The sequence below is a fragment of the Arthrobacter sp. ERGS1:01 genome (assembly GCF_001281315.1).
GTDB lineage: Bacteria > Actinomycetota > Actinomycetes > Actinomycetales > Micrococcaceae > Specibacter.
Window position 1 is genome coordinate 2,510,580 of record NZ_CP012479.1, and the last position, 21,672, is coordinate 2,532,251.

The following is a 21,672-nucleotide window of genomic DNA, read 5'->3' on the forward strand; positions in this document are numbered from 1 at the left end:
GTGTCCCCCGCCCGCTCAAACTAGGGCCGTCGTCGTTCTATATGTGTGGGGACGCTAGTCCTCCAGGTCGACCTCGCGGGCCATGGTGGCGCCGATCTCGGCCTTGATGGCGTCGAGCACGGTCTGCGGGACGGAGCTGTCCACGGTCAGCAGGGAAAGTGCCTGACCGCCTTCGCTGTTACGGGCCACCTGCATGCCGGCGATGTTGATGCCGTTCTCGCCGAGCAGGCGGCCCAGGGTGCCGATGACGCCGGGGCGGTCGGCGTAGGAGATGACGAGCAGGTGGTCGCTCATCGGGATTTCCAGGTCGTAGCCGTTGACCGAGACGATCTTTTGGATCTGCTTGGGACCGGTCAGCGTACCGGACACCGAGATCTGGCCGCCGTCGGAGAGCGCACCGCGGATGGTGAGCACGTTGCGGTAGTCGGTGGACTCCAGCGTGGTGATCAGGCGGGTGTTGATGCCGCGCTGTTCGGCCAGGATGGGGGCGTTGACGTAGGAGACCTGCTCGGAGACGACGTCCTTGAAGACGCCCTTCAGGGCCGAGAGTTCCAGCGCCTTGACGTCCAGGGCGGCAATCTCGCCGGCAACCTCGACGTCGATCTGGGTGACCGAGGCGTGGGTGAGTGCGGTGAAGATGCGGCCCAGCTTCTCGATCAGCGGGATGCCGGGGCGGACGTCGGAGGCGATGACGCCGCCGGCGACGTTGACGGCGTCGGGCACCAGTTCGCCGGCCAGGGCCAGGCGTACGGACTTGGCCACGGAGACGCCGGCCTTTTCCTGTGCCTCATCGGTGGAGGCGCCCAGGTGCGGGGTGACGATGACGTTGTCCAGGCCCAGGAAGTCCACGTCGGTGGCCGGTTCCTTGACGAACACGTCGATGCCGGCGCCGGCGATCTGGCCTTCGCGCAGGGCGATGTTCAGGGCGGCTTCGTCGACGAGTCCGCCGCGGGCCACGTTGATGACGTAGGAGGTCTTCTTCATCTTCGCGAAGGCCTCGGTGCCGATCATGCCCAGGGTTTCCGGGGTGCGCGGCATGTGGATCGTGACGAAGTCGGACTGCTCAAGGAGTTCGTCGAGGGTGAGCAGCTGCACGCCGAGGCTGGCGGCGCGGGCCGAGGTGACGTAGGGGTCGTAGGCGACGACGTCCATGCCGAAGGCCTTGGCACGTTCGGTGATGAGCGCGCCGATGCGGCCCAGGCCGATGATGCCGAGCTTCTTCTCGAGCAGTTCGGTGCCGGTGTACTTGGAGCGCTTCCACTCGCCGTTCTTCAGCGCCGTGCTGGCGGCCGGGATGTGCCGGGCCAGGGAGAGGATGTGGCCGATCGTCAGTTCGGCGGCGGAGACGATGTTCGACGTCGGCGCGTTGACCACCATGACGCCGGCCTGCGTTGCGGCCTTGATGTCCACGTTGTCCAGCCCCACACCGGCACGCGCAATGACCTTCAAGTTCTTCGCAACGGCAATCGCCTCGGCATCCACCTGCGTGGCAGAGCGGACCAGGATCGCATCGACATCGACGATTGCAGAGAGCAGTTCGTTTCGATCCGCCCCGTCGCAGCTGCGGATCTCGAAATCGGGTCCCAGGGCCTCGATCGTGGCGGGTGAAAGTTCCTCAGCGAGGAGTACTACTGGTTTGGTGGCGCTCACCTGTGACCTCTTTAGCTCTCGTTAAAAAAATGTTCTTGTGGGGATTTTGGTGAATGGTTCGGCTGGTGCATTTGCAACAAAAAAAGCCGGACTCCAGTTTATGGGAGCCCGGCTTCCTCGCCGTAACAATTAGCGACGACGGCGACGCAAGCGACGCCCGTCACAGTCCGGAAACTACGCCCGGACTGTTGGGCCCACAACTGCAAGGGGCGCGACGCATTGGGCCCACGCTTGCCAGGTTCCCGGAAAATCGCGTCAGCGATTTTCCGGGCCGGCAAGTGGGGACTAGCGGGCTACGGAGCCTTCGGTGTAGTCGTCGCTGTTGCTGATCCAGGAGAACAGTCCGCGCAGTTCGCGGCCGGTGGCCTCGATCGGGTGCTCTTCGCCCTTCTTGCGCAGCGCCAGGAACTCCGGTGCGCCGGCATCCTGGTCGTTGATGAAGCGGGTTGCGAAGGCACCGCTCTGGATGTCGGCGAGAACGGCCTTCATGTTCTCCTTGACCTCCGGGGTGATGACGCGCGGGCCGGAGACGTAGTCGCCGTACTCGGCAGTGTCGGAGACGCTCCAACGCTGCTTGGCGATGCCGCCCTCCCACATGAGGTCAACGATGAGCTTGAGCTCGTGCAGCACCTCGAAGTAGGCGATTTCCGGCTTGTAGCCGGCTTCGGTCAGGACTTCAAAGCCGTACTGGACCAGCTGTGAGGTGCCGCCGCAGAGAACTGCCTGCTCGCCGAACAGGTCGGTTTCGGTCTCTTCGGTGAAGGTGGTCTCGATGACGCCGGCGCGGGTTCCGCCGATGCCCTTGGCGTAGGAGAGTGCCAGGGCCTTGGCGCCACCGGTGAAGTCCTGCTCGACGGCGATCAGGTCGGGGATGCCGCGGCCTGCTTCGAATTCGCGGCGCACGGTGTGGCCGGGAGCCTTCGGGGCAACGAGGGCGACGTCGACGTCGGCCGGCGGCGTGATGTAGCCGAAGCGGATGTTGAAGCCGTGGCCGAAGAACAGCGCGTCGCCGGCCTTCAGGTTCGGTGCGATTTCCTCGGCGTAGACGAAGCGCTGGACCTGGTCCGGGGTCAGGATCATGATCAGGTCGGCTTCTGCCGTGGCTTCGGCGACGCTGAGGACGCGCAGGCCCTCTGCCTCGGCCTTGGCACGGGACTTGGAGCCTTCCTTCAAGCCGACGCGCACGTCAACACCGGAATCGCGCAGGCTCAGTGCGTGGGCGTGGCCCTGGCTGCCGTAGCCGATGACGGCAACCTTGCGACCCTGGATGATGGAGAGGTCGGCGTCGTCGTCGTAGAACATGTCGGTCACTGTGTAACTCCTTGAATATGTGGTGAGTACTGCTTAGTTTTCAAAACTCTTTGCGGCCGTTGCCGGCCGCGGGGGCGCTAGGATGCGCGGAGTGCCCGGTCGCTCATGGAGCGGGATCCCCGACCGATGGCCAAGGTGCCGGATTGCACGATCTCACGGATGCCGAAGGGCTCCAGCACGTTCAGCAGTGCCGAGAGCTTGTCCGGGTGGCCGGTGGCTTCGATGGTCAACGAGTCGGTGGACACGTCAACCACTGAGGCGCGGAAGAGGTCTGCGGCTTGGGTGACCTGCAGCCTCGTGGCGGCATCCGCACGTACCTTGACCAGGATGTGGTCCCGTTGCACGGAGTTCTCTGAAACAAGTTCAACAATCTTGATGACGTTGACCAGTTTATTCAGCTGTTTGGTGACTTGTTCAATCAGGTCGCCGTTGGCGTCGACCACCACGGTCATCCGGGAGACCCCGGGAACCTCGGTGGGGCCCACGGCCAGTGAGTTGATGTTGAAGGCGCGGCGGGCAAACATGCTGGCCACCCGCGTCAACACGCCGGGCTTGTCCTCCACAAGTACGGAAAGGGTATGTCGAGTCATTTCTAGTCCTCCTCTTCCCACACCGGGGTCATGTTCCGGGCTACCTGGATTTGATCGTTGCTGACGCCGGAGGGCACCATCGGCCACACCATGGAGTCGGGGCTGACCACGAAGTCAATCACGACGGGGCGGTCGTTGATGGCCAGGGCGGCCTCGATGGTCGCGTCGATGTCCTCGGCGCGTTCGCAGCGCAGGCCCACGCAGCCGTAGGCGTCGGCGAGCTTGAGGAAGTCGGGGACGCGGATGGTGTCGTGGCCGGTGTTCAGATCGGTGTTGGAGTAGCGGCTGTCGTAGAACAGCGTCTGCCACTGGCGCACCATGCCCAGCGAGGAGTTGTTGATGATGGCCACCTTGATCGGGATGTTGTTGATCCGGCAGGTGGCCAGTTCCTGGTTGGTCATCTGGAAGCAGCCGTCGCCGTCGATGGCCCAGACCACGCGGTCCGGGTTGCCCACCTTGGCGCCCATGGCGGCCGGGACGGAGTAGCCCATGGTGCCGGCGCCGCCGGAGTTCAGCCAGGCGTGAGGGCGCTCGTACTTGATGAACTGTGCGGCCCACATCTGGTGCTGGCCGACGCCGGCCACGTAGACACCCTCGGGCCCGGTCAGTTCACCGATGCGCGAGATGACCCGCTGCGGGGACATGAGCCCGTCCTCGGGTTCGGTCCAGCCCAGGGGGTAGGTGTCGCGCAGGTTGCCCAGGAACGCCCACCAGTCACCGAGGTCCGGAGTGCCGACGGCGTCGAACTCGGCCTTCACGGCGGCGGTCAGGTCGGGGATGATCTCCTTGACGGAGCCCACGATCGGCACGTCGGCCGTGCGGTTCTTGGAGATTTCGGCCGGGTCGATGTCGGCGTGGATCACCTTGGCGTAGGGGGCGAAGCTGCTGAGCACGCCGGTGACGCGGTCGTCGAAACGGGCGCCGAGGGTGATCAGCAGGTCCGATTGCTGCAGGGCGGTCACGGCGGAGACGGTGCCGTGCATGCCGGGCATGCCCACGTGCAGTCGGTGCGAGTCCGGGAACGCGCCGCGGGCCATCAGGGTGGTGACGACGGGGGCGCCGGTGAGTTCGGCCAGCTCCATCAGTTCGGCCGAGGAGTGGGACTTGACCACACCGCCGCCAACGTAGAGCACGGGCTTCTTGGCTGCGGCGATCAACCGGGCGGCCTCGCGGAGCTGCTTCGAGTGGCCGCGGAAGACCGGGCGGTAGCCGGGCAGGTCGATCGTGGGAGGCCAGGAGAACGTCATCTGTCCCACCTGGGCGTCCTTGGACACGTCCACCAGGACCGGGCCCGGCCGTCCGGTGGAGGCCAGATGGAAGGCCTCGGCCATGACACGGGGGATGTCATTGGGGTTCGTGACCAGGAAGGAGTGCTTGGTGATCGGCATGGTGATGCCGACGATGTCCGCTTCCTGGAATGCGTCGGTGCCGATGACGCTGCTGGCAACCTGGCCGGTGATGGCCACCATCGGAACGGAGTCCATGTGGGCGTCCATGATGGGTGTGACCAGGTTGGTTGCGCCGGGGCCGGAGGTGGCGATGCAGACGCCCACCTGGCCGGTGACCATGGCGTAGCCCTGGGCCGCGTGTCCTGCGCCTTGTTCGTGGCGGACCAGGATGTGGTTGAGGGAGGAAGCCATGAGGGGGTCGTAGGTGGGCAGGATCGCCCCGCCCGGCAGGCCGAAGACGTCCTTGACGCCAAGTTCTTCAAGCGAACGGACAAGTGCCTCGGAGCCTGTCATCGTCACGGGCGCCACTACATTGTTGGGGCCCAGGACTGGCGAGACGGGGGTGGTCGGGCTGACAGCGCCAGAGCTGCTGCCTGCGTGGCCGGCAGTCCCCGGGGACTTGCTGGCCATCAGCGCAGGGCTGGCGGGCGATCCTTTACTCATCGGTTCTTCCTTTGCGGAACTCATGCTCTTCGATAAATCTTCAGGTGTTGCGTTCAAGGGGTGTCTTGCGCGTACTACGAGTTACCACTGGTGTTGGAAACAAAAAAACCCCTCAGCGCTCAAGGCTCTCATCGAGGGGTATGCACGTTCAGCAACGTTTTCTTCTGGGGTATCAGAGGATTGTGGCCCTTGGGTGTGGCCACTTTGCGTCACGCGCTAGCTAAGGACGACTACGAGCTGTATTTGCATACCCGTAGTCTTTCGGTTTCCGCTCCGGAGTGTCAAACAGCACGCCCGGCCATCTCACCATGTGGACACATAGTCCACTCTGTGGTCACCCGCAATAGGCGCCCATGGACGCGCTGTTGACCAGCTTGGCGTACTTGGCCAGGACGCCGGTGGTGAACTTGGCCGGCACCGGAGCCCAGCCCACCTTGCGGGCGGCAAGTTCGGCGTCGTCCACCAACAGGTCGAAGGAGCGGGCGGCAATGTCCACCCGGATCTTGTCACCGTCCTTGACGAACGCGATGGGGCCGCCGTCCACGGCTTCAGGGGCGACGTGGCCAATGCACAGTCCGGTGGTGCCGCCGGAGAACCGGCCGTCGGTCAGCAGTAGCACGTCCTTACCCAGGCCGGCACCCTTGATGGCTCCGGTGATCGCGAGCATCTCGCGCATGCCCGGGCCGCCCTTGGGGCCCTCATAGCGGATCACCACGACGTCGCCGGCGTGGATGGCGCCCTTATCAAGTGCGTCGAGCGCGCCCTGCTCGCGTTCAAAGACGCGCGCGGTGCCCTCAAAGACGTCCAGGTCGAAGCCGGCGCTCTTCACGACGGCGCCTTCCGGGGCCATGGAACCGTGCAGGATGGTGATGCCGCCGGTCTTGTGGATGGGGTTGTTCATGGCCCGTAGCACCTTGCCGTCGGGATCCGGGGGGTTGATCTCGGCCAGGTTTTCCGCCACGGTCTTGCCCGTGACGGTGAGGCAGTCGCCGTGGATGAGGCCGGCGTCGAGCAGGGCCTTCATGATGACCGGCACACCGCCGATCTTGTCGACGTCGAACATGACGTAACGACCGAACGGCTTCAGGTCGCCCAGGTGCGGGACTTTGTCGCCGATGCGGTTGAAGTCATCGAGGGTCAACTCGACGTTTGCTTCGCGGGCGATCGCCAGCAGATGGAGCACGGCGTTGGTGGAACCGCCGAACGCCATGGTGACGGCAATGGCATTCTCGAAGGCCTTCTTCGTCATGATGTCGCGGGCGCGGATCCCCTGGCGCAGGAGGTTGACCACGGCTTCGCCGGACTTGCGGGCAAACATGTCGCGACGGCGGTCTGCACTCGGCGGGGCGGCCGAGCCCGGCAGGGACATGCCCAAGGCCTCTCCAATGCAGGCCATGGTGTTAGCCGTGTACATACCTCCACAGGCACCTTCGCCGGGGCAAATGGCGCGTTCGATGGAGTCGAGGTCCTTCAGGCTCATCTTGCCGGCCGCGCAAGCCCCCACGGCCTCGAAGGCGTCAATCAACGTGACTTCCTTCTCGGTGCCGTCCTCGAGCTTGGCGAAGCCGGGCATGATGGAGCCGGCATAGAGGAAGACGCTGGCGAGGTTCAGCCGGGCGGCGGCCATGAGCATGCCGGGCAGGGACTTGTCACAGCCGGCCAGCAGCACGGAGCCGTCGAGGCGCTCGGCCATCATGACGGTTTCCACGGAGTCGGCGATCACCTCACGGGACACCAGGGAAAAATGCATGCCCTCGTGCCCCATGGAGATGCCGTCCGAGACGGAGATGGTGCCAAACTGCATGGGAAACCCGCCCGCAGCGAAGACGCCTTCCTTGGAACCTTGCGCCAGCCGGTTCAGGGACAAGTTGCACGGGGTGATCTCGTTCCACGAACTCGCCACGCCGATCTGCGGTTTGGCGAAGTCGTCGTCGCCCATGCCGACGGCGCGGAACATGCCGCGGGAGGGGGTGGCATGGATGCCGTCGGTGACGACCCGGCTTCGGGGTTTGATGTCCGGGCGGCCGTCGGCGGTGCGGACGAGGGAGTCTTGGGAATCTGCTGAATTCGTATCCACGCTCATGGGGGCAGTCTATGACCGAAAAGTGAGATGGGCCACAGCTTAAGCGTCAGCACCGTCCGCTTCGGCTAATTTGCCGCGATCAGGCGCTCCGATGCGGGCTTCGCCGATTGCCCCGGCCGCCACCAAGCCGGGTGGCGCAAATTTCTTGGGCGAATTTCCACGGCCGAAATGGCAGGATTCCGCGACTTTTGACCCCACTCCGAGTGATCCGCGCCGCAAAATGCCCCGGAAGCGGCTTTTCGATTTCACACCCCGGCAAAAACCACGTATAGTTTCATGTCGTTGCGAGGAACACGGCGGACACAAACCAAAGTGCTTCCCAGCAGTGAAAAATGCACCTCTAGCTCAATTGGCAGAGCAATTGACTCTTAATCAATGGGTTTCGGGTTCAAGTCCCGAGGGGTGCACGGGTAAGGCCGTTCCAACACCGGTAGGAATATCGGTGTTGGAGCGGTTCTTTTCACTGCAATGACAACGAACGCACCTCTAGCTCAATTGGCAGAGCAATTGACTCTTAATCAATGGGTTTCCGGTTCAAGTCCGGAGGGGTGCACAGGGAATAAAAACCGCTTCAACACTGGTGAAAACCGGTGTTGGGGCGGTTTTTTGTTGCCCGGGAAAAGTTGGGGCACGGACTCCGGCTGGCCTAGGCTGAAACAACACCCTACAGTCCACCCACGCGTTGCCTCGCAGCGTTCCTGAGGAGCTTTCCATGACCGAACGCCTGGTTGCCGGCGATCCCGCCCCCACCTTCACCCTCCCCAACGCCACCGGAGGCACCACGTCCCTGGCGGAATTTGCCGGGCGCAAGGTGGTGGTCTACTTCTACCCGGCCGCATCAACCCCGGCCTGCACCCAGCAGGCGTGCGATTTCCGCGACAGCCTGGCCTCCCTGAAGGCCGCAGGCTACGAGGTGGTGGGCATCTCCCCCGACCCGGTGGCCAAGCTGACCACGTTCGCGGCGAACCAGGAACTGCCGTTCCCGCTGCTTGCCGACGAGGACCACGCCGTGGCCGAGGCCTATTCCGCCTGGGGTGAGAAGAAGAACTACGGCCGCACCTACGAGGGTCTGATCCGCTCCACGATCGTCGTCGACGGTGACGGCCGGGTGGCCGTGGCCCAATACAACATCCGCGCCAAGGGCCACGTGGCGAAGCTGCGCCGGGACCTGAAGATCGACGCCTGAGCGTAAGCCGGCACACGGCAAAGGCCCCGCCGATTCAGCTCGGCGGGGCCTTTCCACTTGGTGCGCAAGAGGGGACTTGAACCCCTACGCCCGAAGGCACAGGTACCTAAAACCTGCGTGTCTACCAATTCCACCACTCGCGCATGAGACCGTGAAGACGTCAACCATACTACCCGGCGATTCCGGCTGCCTGCGACAAACGGCCACCCGCCCCGGCGGGCGCCGTGGCCGCAGCCCGGCGTTTGCAAGGAAACCTCCACTAAGATGAGTGGCTGACGGAATTCCCGCCCTAAGGAGAACACCCATCGTGCCAATCCCGGCCGGCCACCGACCCAAGGCACTCTTGCGTGCGGCAGCCATTGGCGCCGTCGTCCTTCTCGCCGCAACGGGCTGCACGGGCACCACCGACCCCGGCCCCAGCGCGACGACGTCGGCCGGCACGGCACCGGTCACGTTTAATTTCGGCACCGGCGCGGACCCGCTGGGCTTCGACCCGGCGCTGGTCTCGGACACGGAGTCCTACCGGGTGACCCGCCAGGTCCTCGAGGGGCTGGTGACGATCGACCCCGTCACGGGGGCACCGGCGCCCAGCCTGGCCACGTCGTGGAAGACGCTCGACGACGGCCTGAAGTATTCATTCAAGCTTCGCGAAGGCGTGAAGTTCCAGGACGGGACGGCCTTCGACGCCGCGGCGGTCTGCACCAACTTCAACCGCTGGTACACCCTGCCCAAGGCCACGCGCGGTGACGGTTCGGCGGTCATGTTCAAGCAGGTGTTCCAGCAGTTCTCCGACAACGCCGCCAATTCCCTCTACGACAGCTGCACCACCGACGGCCCACTGGAGGTGACGTTGGCGCTGAAAATGCCGTTGACGGGATTCCTGCAGGCGTTGACCATGCCTGCGTTTGCCATCTCCTCCCCCGCCGCGCTGAAAAAGGGCACGGCCAACACCCTCGATGCCACTTTCTCCGGCAACAAGGTCTCCAAGTACGCGCTGCACCCCGTCGGCACGGGCCCGTTCATGTTCACCTCCTCCGGGCCCTCCACCGTGACCATGACGGCGAACCCCAACTACTGGGGCGAGAAGGGCCAGATCACCAAGCTCGTCTTCACCACCTACGACCAACCCGAAACCCGGCTGGCCGCCCTCGAGGACGGCACGCTGGACGGCTTCGACCCCGTGACGCCGAGCAACTTCGACAAGCTCATCAAGAGCGGCAAGCAAGTGCTGCAAAGGGATCCGTTCTCCGTGGTGTACGTGGGCATCAACCAGGCCATCCCCGCGCTGAAGGACCTGAAGGTGCGTGAGGCCATCGCGGCCGGGATCGACAAATCCACCCTGGTCAACAACTTCTTCATTGCCGGCACCGCCACCACGGCGCAGTTCATCCCGCCCAAGCTCAGCGGCTTCAACAACGCCGCCCAGGGCATCCCCTACGATCCGGTCAAGGCCAAGGCACTGCTCGCGTCCTCCAGCTACAAGGGCCAGCCGCTGAAGTTCTACTACCCCACCAACACGACCCGGACGTACCTGCCCACGCCCGAAAAGGTGTACGCCGAGATCGCCCGGGAACTGACCGCGATCGGCTTCAACATCGTTCCCGTGCCGGTGGACTGGAACAGCGGCTACGCCGCCACCGTCACGAGCCCCGGCGACCACGCCCTGGACCTGATGGGCTGGAACGGCAGCTACGCGGACCCGGACAACTTTGTGGGGCCCCTCTTCGGCTCCTCCAACGGCGAGCTGGGTCTTGTCGATCCGCAACTGGTCTCCAAGATCACCCGTGCCCGCAGCCTGCCCAACGGCGCCGAACGTTCGGCTGCGTACGACGCGATCAACAAGGCCATCGCCACCAGCGTTCCGGCCGTGCCGCTCGCGTTCCCGATTTCCGCCATTGCGCTCTCGGACAAGGTCACCAGCTACCCGCTCAGCCCGGTGCTCAACGAGGTCTTCAACCACGTGGTGCTCAGCAAACCGCCCACCGGATAGTCGCACCGGCGGTCTGCCGGCGCCGCAGGTCCGTGCGCGGGTGTGACGTGGCTCCTTTGATTTACGCATCCAGTGCCTGCCGCGATACGCTTCTACCGCTAGGAAGAGCCTCTATCCGGAGTTGACTGTGACCTTCATTTCGACCACCAAAGACGCTGACGTCGTCCTCATCGGAGGCGGCATCATGAGCGCCACGCTGGGCACCATGCTCAAGCAACTCGAACCAAACTGGAACATTGCGCTGTTTGAACAGCTCAATGAAGCCGGTTTGGAATCCTCCAGTCCGTGGAACAATGCCGGCACCGGCCACTCCGCACTCTGCGAGCTCAATTATTCCCCGGCCGCCAAGGACGGCTCCGTCAATCCGGCCAAGGCCATTGGCATCAACGAGCAGTTCCAGCTGTCGCGCCAGTTCTGGTCGCACCTGGTCACCAAGGACATGATCGGCTCCCCCAAGGGCTTCATCAACACGGTCCCGCACATGAGCTTCGTGATCGGTGAGGACCACCGCAAGTTCCTCAAGACCCGGTTTGAGGCATTGTCGCCCAACCCGGTCTTCGCCTCCATGGAGTACTCCGAGGATCCGGACCAGATCGCCAAGTGGGCACCCCTTGTCATGAAGGGCCGCAACCCGGCCGAGGTGGTCACGGCCACCCGCTCGGCCGAGGGCACCGACGTCGACTTTGGCGCGCTGACCCGCGAATTGCTCGGCTACATGGGCAAGAACGACGTCGAGGTCAACTACGGCACGTCCGTCACCAACGTTTCACGCACCTCCGACGGCAAATGGGACCTGACCCTCAAGCACGCCTCCTCGGGTGAGCATGGCCGGATCAAGGCCAAGTTCGTCTTCATCGGCAGCGGCGGCGGCGCCCTGCACCTGCTCCAGCTCTCCGGCATCGCCGAGGGCAAGGGCTTTGGCGGATTCCCGGTCTCCGGGCAGTTCTTCCGCTGCACGGATGAGACCGTGGCCGGCCAGCACAGCGCCAAGGTCTACGGCCAGGCGTCGGTGGGCGCCCCGCCCATGTCCGTGCCCCACCTGGACACCCGCTACGTGAACGGCCAGCGGTCCCTGCTGTTTGGCCCGTACGGCGGCTTCTCCACCAAGTACCTGAAGACCGGCAGCTACATGGACCTCCCCGGTTCCATCCGCCCCAACAACATCATCCCGATGCTGGCCGTGGGCAAGGACAACCTGGACCTGGTCAAGTACCTGGTGAGCGAGGTGACCAAGTCCCGCAACGGCAAGGTCGACGCCCTCCACGAGTACTTCCCCGAGGCCGACGGCAAGGACTGGGAACTGATCACGGCCGGCCAGCGCGTGCAGATCATCAAGAAGGACGCCAAGAAGGGCGGCGTGCTGCAGTTCGGCACCGAGGTCATCACCTCGGCCGACGGCACCATCTCCGCACTGCTGGGCGCCTCCCCCGGAGCCTCCACCGCCGTGCCGATCATGTTGGAGCTGCTTCAGCGTTGCTTCCCGCGCCAGTTCAAGCTGGAATGGCAGGATGCACTGCGCGAGATGATGCCGACGTTTGGCACCAAGCTCAACGAGAACGCAGAGTTGTTCGAAGAAACCCTGGCTTCGACCGCGGCGGCGCTGCAGTTGGATCCGGACCAAGCCTAAGGTTCCACCCGCAGGGCCAAACGGAACCGGCATAACGCAGTGGGAGTGTTTTAATGTTTCGTTTGGCACAACTGTCCCTGGGCAACCGGGCGCTGATCGCGCTGATCACCATCTTCGCGGTGGTGTTCGGCGTGATCACGCTCGGTTCGCTCAAGCAGGAACTGATCCCCTCGATCGAGTTCCCGCAAATCACGGTGGTCTCCGCGATGCCCGGAGCCTCGCCCGAGGTGGTGGACAAGCAGGTCAGCGAGCCGCTGGAATCGGCCCTGAACGCCGTCGAGGGCCTGGACACCAGCACGTCCACCTCGCGCACGGGCGTCTCCACGATCAACCTGTCCTTTGCCTACGGCACCGACCTGGACAGGGCCCGGAACCAGATTGACCGGGCCATCTCCAATGTCAGCGCGCAGCTGCCGTCCGGTGTGCAGCCGCAGCCGATCGCCGGCAGCATCGCCGACTTCCCCATCGTGTTCCTGGCCGTCTCCTCCAAGCAGGACCTGTCGGCGCTGAACACGAACCTGCAGCGCCTGGCCGTTCCCGCGCTGTTGAAGATCGACGGCGTGCGCGGCGCCGACGTCACGGGCGCCAGCACCCAGCACATCGCGATCCTCCCGGACCAGGCCAAGATGGCCGCCGCGGGCCTGAACGCCGGCGCCATCACCAAGGCGCTGTCCAACAACGGGACCTTGGTGCCGGTGGGATCGTTGACCGACAAGGGCCTGACCCTGCCCATCCAGGCCGGCAGCCCCGTCGACTCGATCGAGTCCATCAAGTCCCTGCCGCTGGCCGGCAGCCGCGACGCCCAGTCGCCCACCATCGGCTCCGTGGCCAGCGTGGCCCTAGCCGATGACCCCACCACCTCGATCACCCGCACCAACGGCAATCCCACCCTCGCCCTCTCGGTGACGAAGAAGCCCGACGCGGACACCGTGGCCCTGTCCAAGGAAATCAACGCCGCACTGCCCCAACTTGCCGCATCCATGGGCAACGACACCAAGTTCACCACGGTCCTGGACCAGGCACCCTTCATCGAGAAGTCCATCCACGACCTCACGGTGGAGGGGCTGCTGGGCCTTGGCTTCGCCGTCGTCGTGATCCTGATCTTCCTGCTCTCCGTGCGTTCCACCCTGGTCACGGCGATCTCCATCCCGCTGTCGCTGCTGGTCACATTCATCGGATTGTGGGCCACCGGGTATTCGCTGAACATCCTGACCCTGGGCGCGCTGACCATCGCGATTGGCCGGGTGGTGGACGACTCCATTGTGGTCATCGAGAACATCAAGCGGCACCTCAGCTACGGCGAGGACAAGAAGACCGCAATCCTCTCCGCCATCCGCGAAGTTGCGGGCGCCGTGACGGCCTCCACGCTGACCACCGTTGCCGTGTTCCTGCCCATCGCGTTCGTGGGCAGCCTTGCCGGGGAGCTGTTCCGCCCGTTCGCACTCACCGTGACGTTTGCGCTGCTGGCCTCGCTGCTGGTGTCGCTGAGCATCGTGCCCGTGCTTGCCTACTGGTTCCTGAAGTCCCCGCAGGCTGCGGGTTCTGCGGGCGACGCCGGCACGGCCCTGAGCGGGCAGGCCCTGTTGCGCGCCGTGGAGGAAAAGGAGCGCAGTTCCTGGCTCCAACGCGGCTACCTGCCCATCCTGGCCAAAACGCAAAAACACCCCGTGTACACGCTGGTGGCCGGCGTCGTGATCCTCGGTGCCACGCTGGCCATGACTCCCCTGCTGCCCACCAACTTGCTCGGCGACACCGGGCAGAACAGCATGACTGTCAACCAGACGCTGCCCCCGGGCACCAGCCTGGACGCCACGGACCAGGCCGCCACGAAGGTCGAAAAGGCGCTGCGCGGGATTGACGGGATCAAGGACGTCCAGGTCACCGTGGGTAACAGCTCCAGCGGCTTCTCCGCGCTCCTGTCCTCGGGCGCCTCCAGCGCCACGTTCCAGGTCATCACCAACCCCGACGCCGACCAGGTCAAGCTCCAGGACACCGTCCGTGCGGCCCTGGGCGGGATCAAGGACGCCGGCAAGGTCGCGCTGGGCGCCTCGGGCGGCGGCTTTGGCACCTCAAACACCGTGGACATCACGGTGAAGGCGGGCACCGGCGTCGAACTCCAGCAGGCGGCCGATACCCTGGTGAAGGCCATGACAGGCTTGGCCGGCGCACAGTCCGTGAGCAGCAATCTTGCGGCCGCGCAGCCGGTGGTCCAAGTCAGCGTCGACCGGGCCAAGGCCGTCGCCGCCGGGCTGGACGAATCCCAGATCACCGGGCTGCTGGCCGCCACCGTCAGCCCCATCCCGGCCGGCACGGTGCGGATCGACACGACCGATTACAAGGTCCAGGTGGGCACCGGGCAGATATTTGATTCCGTGGCGGCCCTGGCCGCAGCGCAGATTCCGACCGCCGCCGGGCCCGTCCCGTTGTCCGCCGTCGCCTCGGTGAAGCAGGTCGATACGCCGCTGACCATCACCTCCTCCAACGGCCAGCGGACCGCCACCGTGTCCGTCACCCCCGAGGCCAACTCACTGGGAACGGTCACCTCCGAGGTCACGAAGAAGCTCGATTCCGTCAAGCTGCCGGCCGGCGCCATCGCCACGATTGGCGGCGCGGCAACCCAGCAGGCGGATTCCTTCAAGCAGCTGGGGCTGGCCATGCTGGCCGCCATCGCGATCGTGTACGTCATCATGGTGGCCACCTTCAAGTCGCTGATCCAGCCGCTGATCCTGCTGGTCTCCATCCCGTTCGCCGCCACCGGTGCCATTGCGCTGCTGCTGATCACCCGGATCCCGCTGGGCCTGCCGTCGCTGATCGGCATGCTGATGCTGGTGGGCATCGTGGTCACCAACGCGATTGTGCTCATCGACCTGATCAACCAGTACCGGCACCCGTCCGGCGACCGGCCCGCGATGAACGTGGCCGACGCCATTGAGCACGGCGCCCGCCAGCGCCTGCGCCCCATCCTCATGACGGCGCTGGCCACGATCTTTGCATTGACTCCCATGGCGTTGGGTGTTACTGGCGGCGGCGGATTCATCTCCCAGCCGCTGGCGATCGTGGTGGTGGGCGGGCTGGTCTCCTCCACTGCGCTGACGCTGATCCTGGTGCCCGTGCTGTACCGGCTCATCGAGGGGCGCAAGGAACGCCGCGAGCTCATCAAGGCGCTCCACCGGGTGCACAAGCCGGTTCCCCCGGCGGGCGGCGCCTCTGCTGCGGCGGCTGCGGCGCCGACCGAGTTCCAGGACTGGACCACGGGCGCCATCCCGAAGGTCCGCGGCCGCCGCGCCGCCGACTGACACCTCCCTGGCGTCTGTGTTGCAGTTGTTGGACGAAAATCCGCGAAATCGGGTTGTTTTCGTCCAACAACTGCAACACAGAATCCACGCGGCGGACGGTTGTGGATAACTTCAAGCGAGCAACTGCGGAAGTTGCCATGATGAAGGCATGCCCCGGCTCGACCGACTCCCCGAGATTCTGCATTCGGCACCCTTTACCGTTGCCGAAGCGCTGGAGTTCGGCACCAGCTACGGGGAGCTTTGCCATCGGAGCGTCGTTTCGCTCAGCCGAGGCATCAAGACACTAAATGATGCCACCGATCTCCCGCTGGCGCTCCTCACCCGCCCCTACACTTTGGTCACAGGATATTCCGCGGCATCGCACTCAACCGCCCTCACAATTTGGGGCATTCCCGGTTATCTGCCCAAGGACGACGGCAATCTCGTAGACATCTCTCGCCAATTTCCACACGTTCCTGCGCGACGTCGCGGCGTGCGAGGGCACAGGACAATGTTCAGGGACGACGAGGTATGCCTCTTCAACGGTCTGTGGATCACGACCCGCGCCCGGACGTGGTTGGATTGCGCACGGAAGATGCCGGTCGACGAACTTGTTGTGGCGGCCGACCATTTGCTCCGTCTGCCCCGACCTGTTTTTGAAGGTCGCACCGAGCCATACGCAACCACGGCCGAGCTGGCAGTTCTGCTGGAGCGCCATCCGGGAACGCCGGGCATCGTCAAAGCGCGCGAGGCCCTGCGGTTGGCAAGAGTCGGTTCCGATTCCCCACCTGAAACCAGGCTCCGGCTGGCCTGTGGATTTGCCGGCCTGCCCGAGCCCTTGCTCAACACGACCATAGTGCTTGCGGACGGCGTCGAACGCACGCCCGACCAGTCCTATCCGGAGTACAAGGTGGCCGTTGAATATGACGGCGCCACCCATGCGGATCCCAACCAGGTGGAAAAGGACATCCGTCGCGAGGAGGACTTCGCCAAGGCTGGCTGGAAAGAGGTCCGCATCATGAAACGCCACATGGACAACGATGCCAAGGAAGCCGTGCGCAAGGTCCGCAACGCGTTGTGGGACCGCGGCTGGCGCCCCTCATGAGATCTATGTTGCAGCTGTTGGACGAAAACGTGCCATTTTGGCCCGATTCGGTCCAATAGCTGCAACATAGACCGTCAGGAGGTGGGGAGGGTGGCGCCGAAGGCCAGCTTGGGGACAAAGTACAGGGCGACGGCGGCCACCAGTGCGGTCACGCCGCAAATGGTCCACACCAGCATGTAGCCGGCCAACGGCGCCGCGGTGTTCCCGGCGCCCGAGGACAAGGCGCCGAGCGCCTGGCCGGCCAGCGCAATCCCGAAAATGCACGAGGCGAAGGCGCCGCCGACCGTCTTGGTGGCGTTGGTCAGCCCCGTCGCCATGCCGGTTTGGGTCAGCGGGGCGGCAGCTGCGGCGGCGGACGGCAAGGCGGCTACGAGCGCGCCGCTGCCGATCCCGGCGATCGCCATGTTGGTCAGCACCTGCACCATGGACCCGTGGAACGGCAGGAACAACAGGTAGCCCACCGCCACCAGGAGGGCGGCACCCATCAGGGTGATCCGCGGCGTGGTCCATTTCGTGACGAGCGGATACAGCAGGGCGCCGGCCAGCAGGCCTAGGACGTAGACGCCGATCAGGATGGACACGAGCCCGGAACTGGCGCCGAGCCCATACCCGGTGGTGGCCGGATCGGTCCGCGCAAACGTGGACAGCGGCGCCTGCGCGCCCAGCACCGAGACCCCGAACAGGAACGCGGTCAACTGTACGGGCCACATGCTGGGCTGGCGCAGCAGCCGGATGTCCACGAGTGGGTCGTGGTGGCCAAGTTCGTGCCGGGTGAACGGCACCAGCGAGGCAAGGCCCAGGACGACGGCGGCCCACGCCCACCAGGTGCCGGGGCCGTCGATGCGCATGAACGTCAACCCGGCCGTGATGAGCAGCAGCGAGAAGGACAGTGCCGCCAGGCCGGTGATGTCGATCCGCCCGCCGGTCCGGTTCGCGGATTCGGGGACGCCGAAGAGGATCACGAAGAAGCAGAGGGTCACGGCGATGGCCGGAATCATCAGGGTCAGCCACAACTTGCCGGGCAGCGCGTCACCAATGAACCCGCCGGCCAGGGCACCGGCAATGACGCCGAATTCAAGGCCGGCCACGAGGATGCCCGCCGACTTGCGGGTGAGGGCGGCGCCGTCGGGCCGTTGATGCGAGCGGCTGTAGATCAGGGCGATTTCCAGCGGCAGCCAGACCACGTAGAACCCCTGGAACGCCCAGGCGATGATGAAGATCCAAAAGTTCGGCGCAAACGCCACACCCCACGACGCCGCAGCGGTCAGGGCCGTGGAGATCAGCAGCACCTTGCGGTGGCCGATCATGTCGCCGAGCTTTGCCAGCACCGGCACCACCAGGGCGCTGACCATGAGCTGGGCGGCCTCGAACCAGTTGACGTCGGCGTCGTGGATGCCCAGGAAGCGGGCGATGTCGGTCAGCAGCGGCGTGTAGTAGCCCTGGAGGATGCCGCTGGTCAGTTCCACCAACACCAGGAATCCGACGATGGCCGCGGCCGTGGGGCCGGCCTGCAGCCCCCGGCGTGCCGTGCCGCTTTGCAATGAATCCACGTACCTGCCCCTCCATCCGCTTGTGATGCGCGTTACACGCCACATGAGAGCATCCTAGTACCCGCCGGTAACAATGGCGGAAATCCGCTTCCACCACACCCCGGAGGCTGCGGGAACATTTTGCGGACCGCCCGCGTTGACCCGTATATTAGATGCAAACGTATATATCTCGACAAGCAGCCGGGAGATGAAGGAGCACATCATGCAGTTCGGAATCTTTAGCGTCGGGGACATCACCATGGACCCCACCACGGGCCGCACCCCCACCGAGCACGAACGCCTGAAGGCCATCACCACGATCGCCAAGCACGCCGAGGACATCGGCATGGACGTCTTCGCCACGGGTGAGCACCACAACCCGCCGTTCTACCCCAGCTCCCCCACTACCATCCTTGGCTACATTGCCGCGCAAACCAAGAAGATCATCCTCTCCACCTCCACCACCCTGATCACCACCAACGATCCGGTGAAGATCGCCGAGGATTTCGCCACCCTCCAGCACCTTTCCGACGGCCGCACCGACATTGTGCTGGGCCGCGGCAACATGGGCGCCGTCTACCCCTGGTTCGGCAAGAGCAACCAGGACTCCGTGGAACTCACCGTGGAAAACTACGCACTGCTGCGCCGGCTGTGGGACGAGGAAGTGGTGAACTGGGAGGGCAAGTTCCGCACCCCCCTGCGCGGCTTCACCTCCACACCCCGCCCGCTCGACGGCGTGACCCCCTTCGTGTGGCACGGCGCCATCCGCACGCCCCAGGTGGCCGAGATTGCCGCCTACTACGGCGACGGTTTCTTTGCCAACAACATCTTCTGGCCCAAGGAGCACTACCAGCAGCTGATCGGCCTGTACCGCCAACGCTTTGAACACTACGGCCACGGCACGGCCGACCAGGCGATCGTGGGCCTGGGCGGGCAGTTCTTCATCCGCAAGAATTCCCAGGACGCCGTCAACGAGTTCCGTCCGTACTTCGACAACGCCCCGGTGTACGGCCACGGCCCGTCGATGGAGGACTTCACCTCGCAGACCCCGCTGACGGTGGGCAGCCCGGCGGAACTGATCGAGAAGACGCTGTCGTTCCGCGACTACTTTGGCGATTACCAGCGCCAGCTGTTCCTGGTGGACCACGCCGGCCTGCCGCTGAAGACCGTGCTGGAGCAATTGGACCTGTTCGGCTCCGAGGTGCTGCCCACGCTCCGTGCGGAGTTTGCCGCAAGGCGCCCGGCCCACATCCCGGACGCGCCGACCTTTGAAGCCCGCCGGGCAGCAAAGCTGGCAGCCGAAGCCGCCGGCGCCGACACAACGGCCGCCAATGCCGCGACGGCGGGGCGCTAAGGTGTCCGCCGCCGCCCACCGCCGCCTGGCCACCGAATCCTGGGAGTCGCTGCTGCGCGCCCAGGTGGCCGTGATGCGCGAACTGCACAAGGAGCCGAACTTCAAGAAGGTAGGCAGCCGTGAATACGACGTGCTGTTCAACCTCTCGCGCTGCCCCACGGGGTGGCTGCGCCTGAACGAGCTCAACGAGAACGTGCTGCTGACCCAGCCGAGCATCTCACGCCTGGTGGACAGGTTGGAGGCCCGCGGCCTGATCCAGCGCCGGACACCCGAGGATGACCGCCGCGGCGTGTTGATCGGGTTGACCGAGGCCGGCGCCGCGCTGCAAAAGGAGGTGGGCCGGGCCCACGTCCACAACATCATGGAAGTGATGGAGGCGGGCCTCAGCGATGAAGAAATGAAAACGCTGCTGGAGCTGACCGGCAAGCTGCGCGCCTCCATCTCCGGCGCGCAGCACACCAGCTAGCCCAGCCCCTGGACCAGCGCCCGGTAGAACACCACCCCGGTACCGAGGGAGCTGATACGCACCTTCTCGTTGACGGCGTGCAAACTGGCCCTGTCGGCGTCGTCCATCAGGAGCGGCGAGAACCTGTACACGGCGGGGCAAAGGCCCGTGAAGTTCCGTGAATCGGTGGCCCCCGTCTGCACGTACGGGGTGACGACGGCGTCCGGGTAGGAGGCGGCCACGGCGCGGGTCAGCAGCGCGAACTGCTCGTTGTCGGACGGGGAGATAGGGGACGGGTTGTGGCCGCCGCGCACCGTGAGCTCCACGCCGGGATCGTTGATGATGCGCCGCACCCGCTCCACCACCTGGTCCACAGTCTCCCCCACCGCGATGCGGATGTTGGCGTTGGCCCGGGCGGTGGAGGCCAGCACATTGGCGCCCTTGCTGCCCTCCAGTTCGGTGACGGCGACAGTGGTGCGCGTCATGGCCCGGGTTTCATCCCCCAGCAGGTCAAAGGCCCGGGTCAAAAGTCCCTTGAACGCCCACATGTTCGCCGTGACAAGGCGCAGGCCAAAACCGCTCCTGCTGCCGATCCGGCGCAGCATCTCCACGATCGGCTCGGGCATGGACTGCGGGAACGGGTGCTCCTCCAGGGCCATGATGGCCCGGGCGAGGCGTGCCGTCGCCCCCATTTTTGACGGCGTCGATGCGTGGCCGCCGCTGCTGCGGGTCAGCAGTTCAAGGTCCAGGATGCCTTTTTCGGCGACGCCGATGACGGCGGCCGGCGGCTTCAGCCCCGGGAACGCGTTCAGGGCCACGGCACCGCCTTCGTCGAGGACCAGCCAGGGCCGCACGCCGCGCTCATTGAGCAGGGCCGCCGCAGCAAGGGCGCTGTCGCCAGCCGTTTCCTCGTTGTTGCCAAAGGACAGGTAGAGGTCGTAGCCGGGGGCGAAGCCGTCGGCCAGCAATGATTCAACGGCCGCCAGGATCACCACCAGCGCACCCTTGTCATCAAGCGCGCCGCGACCCCAGACGTGGTGGCCGTCCTGATGGCCGGAGAACCCCGGATGGGTCCAGTCGTCGCGCGGATCCACGGGCACCACGTCGTAGTGGGCCATCAGCACCGTGGGCCTGGCGGCGGCGTCGGGGCGGCTGCCGGGCCAGCTGAAGAGCAGCGCCTGGCCGTTGACGAACTCGCGCCGCAGCGTGGCGTGGACCGCCGGGTAGAGGCGTTCCAGCGCGTCGACCAGGCCCGTGAACTCCTCCAGTTCAATCTCGTCACGCCGCCGCGAAAACACCGTCCTGAAACGGATGAGCTCGCTGAGCTGGTCCGCGGCGGGTTGGGCAAACTCCACGCCAAGGGGGCCCGTGCCGCGAGCCGGTTGGGCGGTTGTGCCTGCCGGCAGGCCGGCGTCCCCCGCCGCGCCGCGATAGGCGCGCGCACCGATGACGGCCGCAGTGCCAACGGCTCCGGCAGCTACGGCGGCGGCAAGCGTTCGGGACACGTTTCGGGTCAGGGAGTGTGGGCTTCCGCGTTCCATGCGTGCAGTCTAGTCCACCGTCCCGAGGGGCGGCCGGGCCCGGTAAACACTCGGTGAACAGTTGTTTCATGAACTCGATTTCCATGGACAGTGC

At 65.3% G+C, this 21,672-nt stretch carries 14 protein-coding genes and 3 tRNA genes; 9 read left to right on the plus strand and 8 right to left on the minus strand.

Features of this window, described 5'->3' with window-relative positions; translation table 11 throughout:
* Window positions 1–54: 54 nt before the first annotated feature.
* The 5 genes from serA to ilvD all read right to left on the minus strand — a co-directional run bounded on the left by serA (window position 55) and on the right by ilvD (window position 7,526).
* Entirely contained in the window at window positions 55–1,650 is a 1,596-nt protein-coding gene (gene serA / locus AL755_RS15290) for a phosphoglycerate dehydrogenase (protein ID WP_054011735.1), read from the minus strand.
* Between the two features lie 285 nt (window positions 1,651–1,935).
* Window positions 1,936–2,961, minus strand: a complete 1,026-nt coding sequence (gene ilvC / locus AL755_RS15295) for a ketol-acid reductoisomerase (RefSeq protein ID WP_054011736.1) — start codon at window positions 2,959–2,961, stop codon at window positions 1,936–1,938.
* A 77-nt stretch (window positions 2,962–3,038) separates the two neighbouring features.
* Window positions 3,039–3,551: an acetolactate synthase small subunit gene (gene ilvN, locus AL755_RS15300; protein WP_054011737.1), complete on the minus strand. Its 513-nt coding sequence runs from the start codon at window positions 3,549–3,551 to the stop codon at window positions 3,039–3,041.
* A gap of 2 nt (window positions 3,552–3,553) precedes the next feature.
* Window positions 3,554–5,443 carry an acetolactate synthase large subunit gene (locus AL755_RS15305; RefSeq protein WP_054011738.1) on the minus strand — a complete coding sequence of 630 codons (1,890 nt, stop codon included), beginning with the start codon at window positions 5,441–5,443 and terminating at the stop codon, window positions 3,554–3,556.
* Between the two features lie 334 nt (window positions 5,444–5,777).
* On the minus strand, window positions 5,778–7,526 hold the full coding sequence (ilvD, locus tag AL755_RS15310; RefSeq protein WP_054011739.1) for a dihydroxy-acid dehydratase: 1,749 nt from the start codon (window positions 7,524–7,526) through the stop codon (window positions 5,778–5,780).
* Between the two features lie 334 nt (window positions 7,527–7,860).
* On the opposite strand from ilvD, the gene AL755_RS15315 reads away from it, so the two are divergent.
* From AL755_RS15315 to bcp, 3 genes are all read left to right on the plus strand, one after another.
* Window positions 7,861–7,933, plus strand: a tRNA-Lys gene (locus AL755_RS15315).
* A gap of 73 nt (window positions 7,934–8,006) precedes the next feature.
* Window positions 8,007–8,079, plus strand: a tRNA-Lys gene (locus AL755_RS15320).
* Between the two features lie 159 nt (window positions 8,080–8,238).
* The gene (gene bcp, locus AL755_RS15325; RefSeq protein ID WP_054011740.1) at window positions 8,239–8,712 is read left to right on the plus strand and encodes a thioredoxin-dependent thiol peroxidase; all 474 of its coding nucleotides are present in this window, start codon (window positions 8,239–8,241) and stop codon (window positions 8,710–8,712) included.
* Between the two features lie 58 nt (window positions 8,713–8,770).
* On the opposite strand, the gene AL755_RS15330 is transcribed toward bcp, so the two are convergent.
* A tRNA-Leu gene (locus AL755_RS15330) sits at window positions 8,771–8,855 on the minus strand.
* A 164-nt stretch (window positions 8,856–9,019) separates the two neighbouring features.
* Here AL755_RS15330 and AL755_RS15335 point away from each other — a divergent pair.
* The 4 genes from AL755_RS15335 to AL755_RS15350 all read left to right on the plus strand — a co-directional run bounded on the left by AL755_RS15335 (window position 9,020) and on the right by AL755_RS15350 (window position 16,709).
* Window positions 9,020–10,702, plus strand: a complete 1,683-nt coding sequence (locus AL755_RS15335) for an ABC transporter substrate-binding protein (RefSeq protein WP_237762500.1) — start codon at window positions 9,020–9,022, stop codon at window positions 10,700–10,702.
* 127 nt (window positions 10,703–10,829) lie between these two features.
* Window positions 10,830–12,329, plus strand: coding sequence for a malate:quinone oxidoreductase (locus AL755_RS15340; protein ID WP_054011741.1), 1,500 nt, complete (start codon window positions 10,830–10,832; stop codon window positions 12,327–12,329).
* A gap of 53 nt (window positions 12,330–12,382) precedes the next feature.
* Window positions 12,383–15,625: an efflux RND transporter permease subunit gene (locus AL755_RS15345; RefSeq protein ID WP_054011742.1), complete on the plus strand. Its 3,243-nt coding sequence runs from the start codon at window positions 12,383–12,385 to the stop codon at window positions 15,623–15,625.
* 148 nt (window positions 15,626–15,773) lie between these two features.
* The gene (locus AL755_RS15350; protein ID WP_054011743.1) at window positions 15,774–16,709 is read left to right on the plus strand and encodes an endonuclease domain-containing protein; all 936 of its coding nucleotides are present in this window, start codon (window positions 15,774–15,776) and stop codon (window positions 16,707–16,709) included.
* 74 nt (window positions 16,710–16,783) lie between these two features.
* Here AL755_RS15350 and AL755_RS15355 read toward each other — a convergent pair whose 3' ends face one another.
* Window positions 16,784–18,259: an MFS transporter gene (locus AL755_RS15355; protein ID WP_054011744.1), complete on the minus strand. Its 1,476-nt coding sequence runs from the start codon at window positions 18,257–18,259 to the stop codon at window positions 16,784–16,786.
* A 202-nt stretch (window positions 18,260–18,461) separates the two neighbouring features.
* Here AL755_RS15355 and AL755_RS15360 point away from each other — a divergent pair, with 202 nt between their 5' ends.
* Complete coding sequence (locus AL755_RS15360; RefSeq protein ID WP_054011745.1) at window positions 18,462–19,592, plus strand: LLM class flavin-dependent oxidoreductase; 1,131 nt, start codon at window positions 18,462–18,464, stop codon at window positions 19,590–19,592.
* On the plus strand, window positions 19,570–20,058 hold the full coding sequence (locus AL755_RS15365) for a MarR family winged helix-turn-helix transcriptional regulator (protein WP_054011746.1): 489 nt from the start codon (window positions 19,570–19,572) through the stop codon (window positions 20,056–20,058). The genes AL755_RS15360 and AL755_RS15365 overlap by 23 nt, the downstream gene beginning before the upstream one ends.
* Here the strand turns inward: AL755_RS15365 and AL755_RS15370 are convergent.
* A complete protein-coding gene (locus AL755_RS15370) occupies window positions 20,055–21,578 on the minus strand; it encodes a M20/M25/M40 family metallo-hydrolase (RefSeq protein ID WP_082369343.1) in 1,524 nt (507 codons plus the stop codon). The two genes, AL755_RS15365 and AL755_RS15370, sit on opposite strands and share 4 nt — an antisense overlap.
* Window positions 21,579–21,672 lie beyond the last annotated feature (94 nt).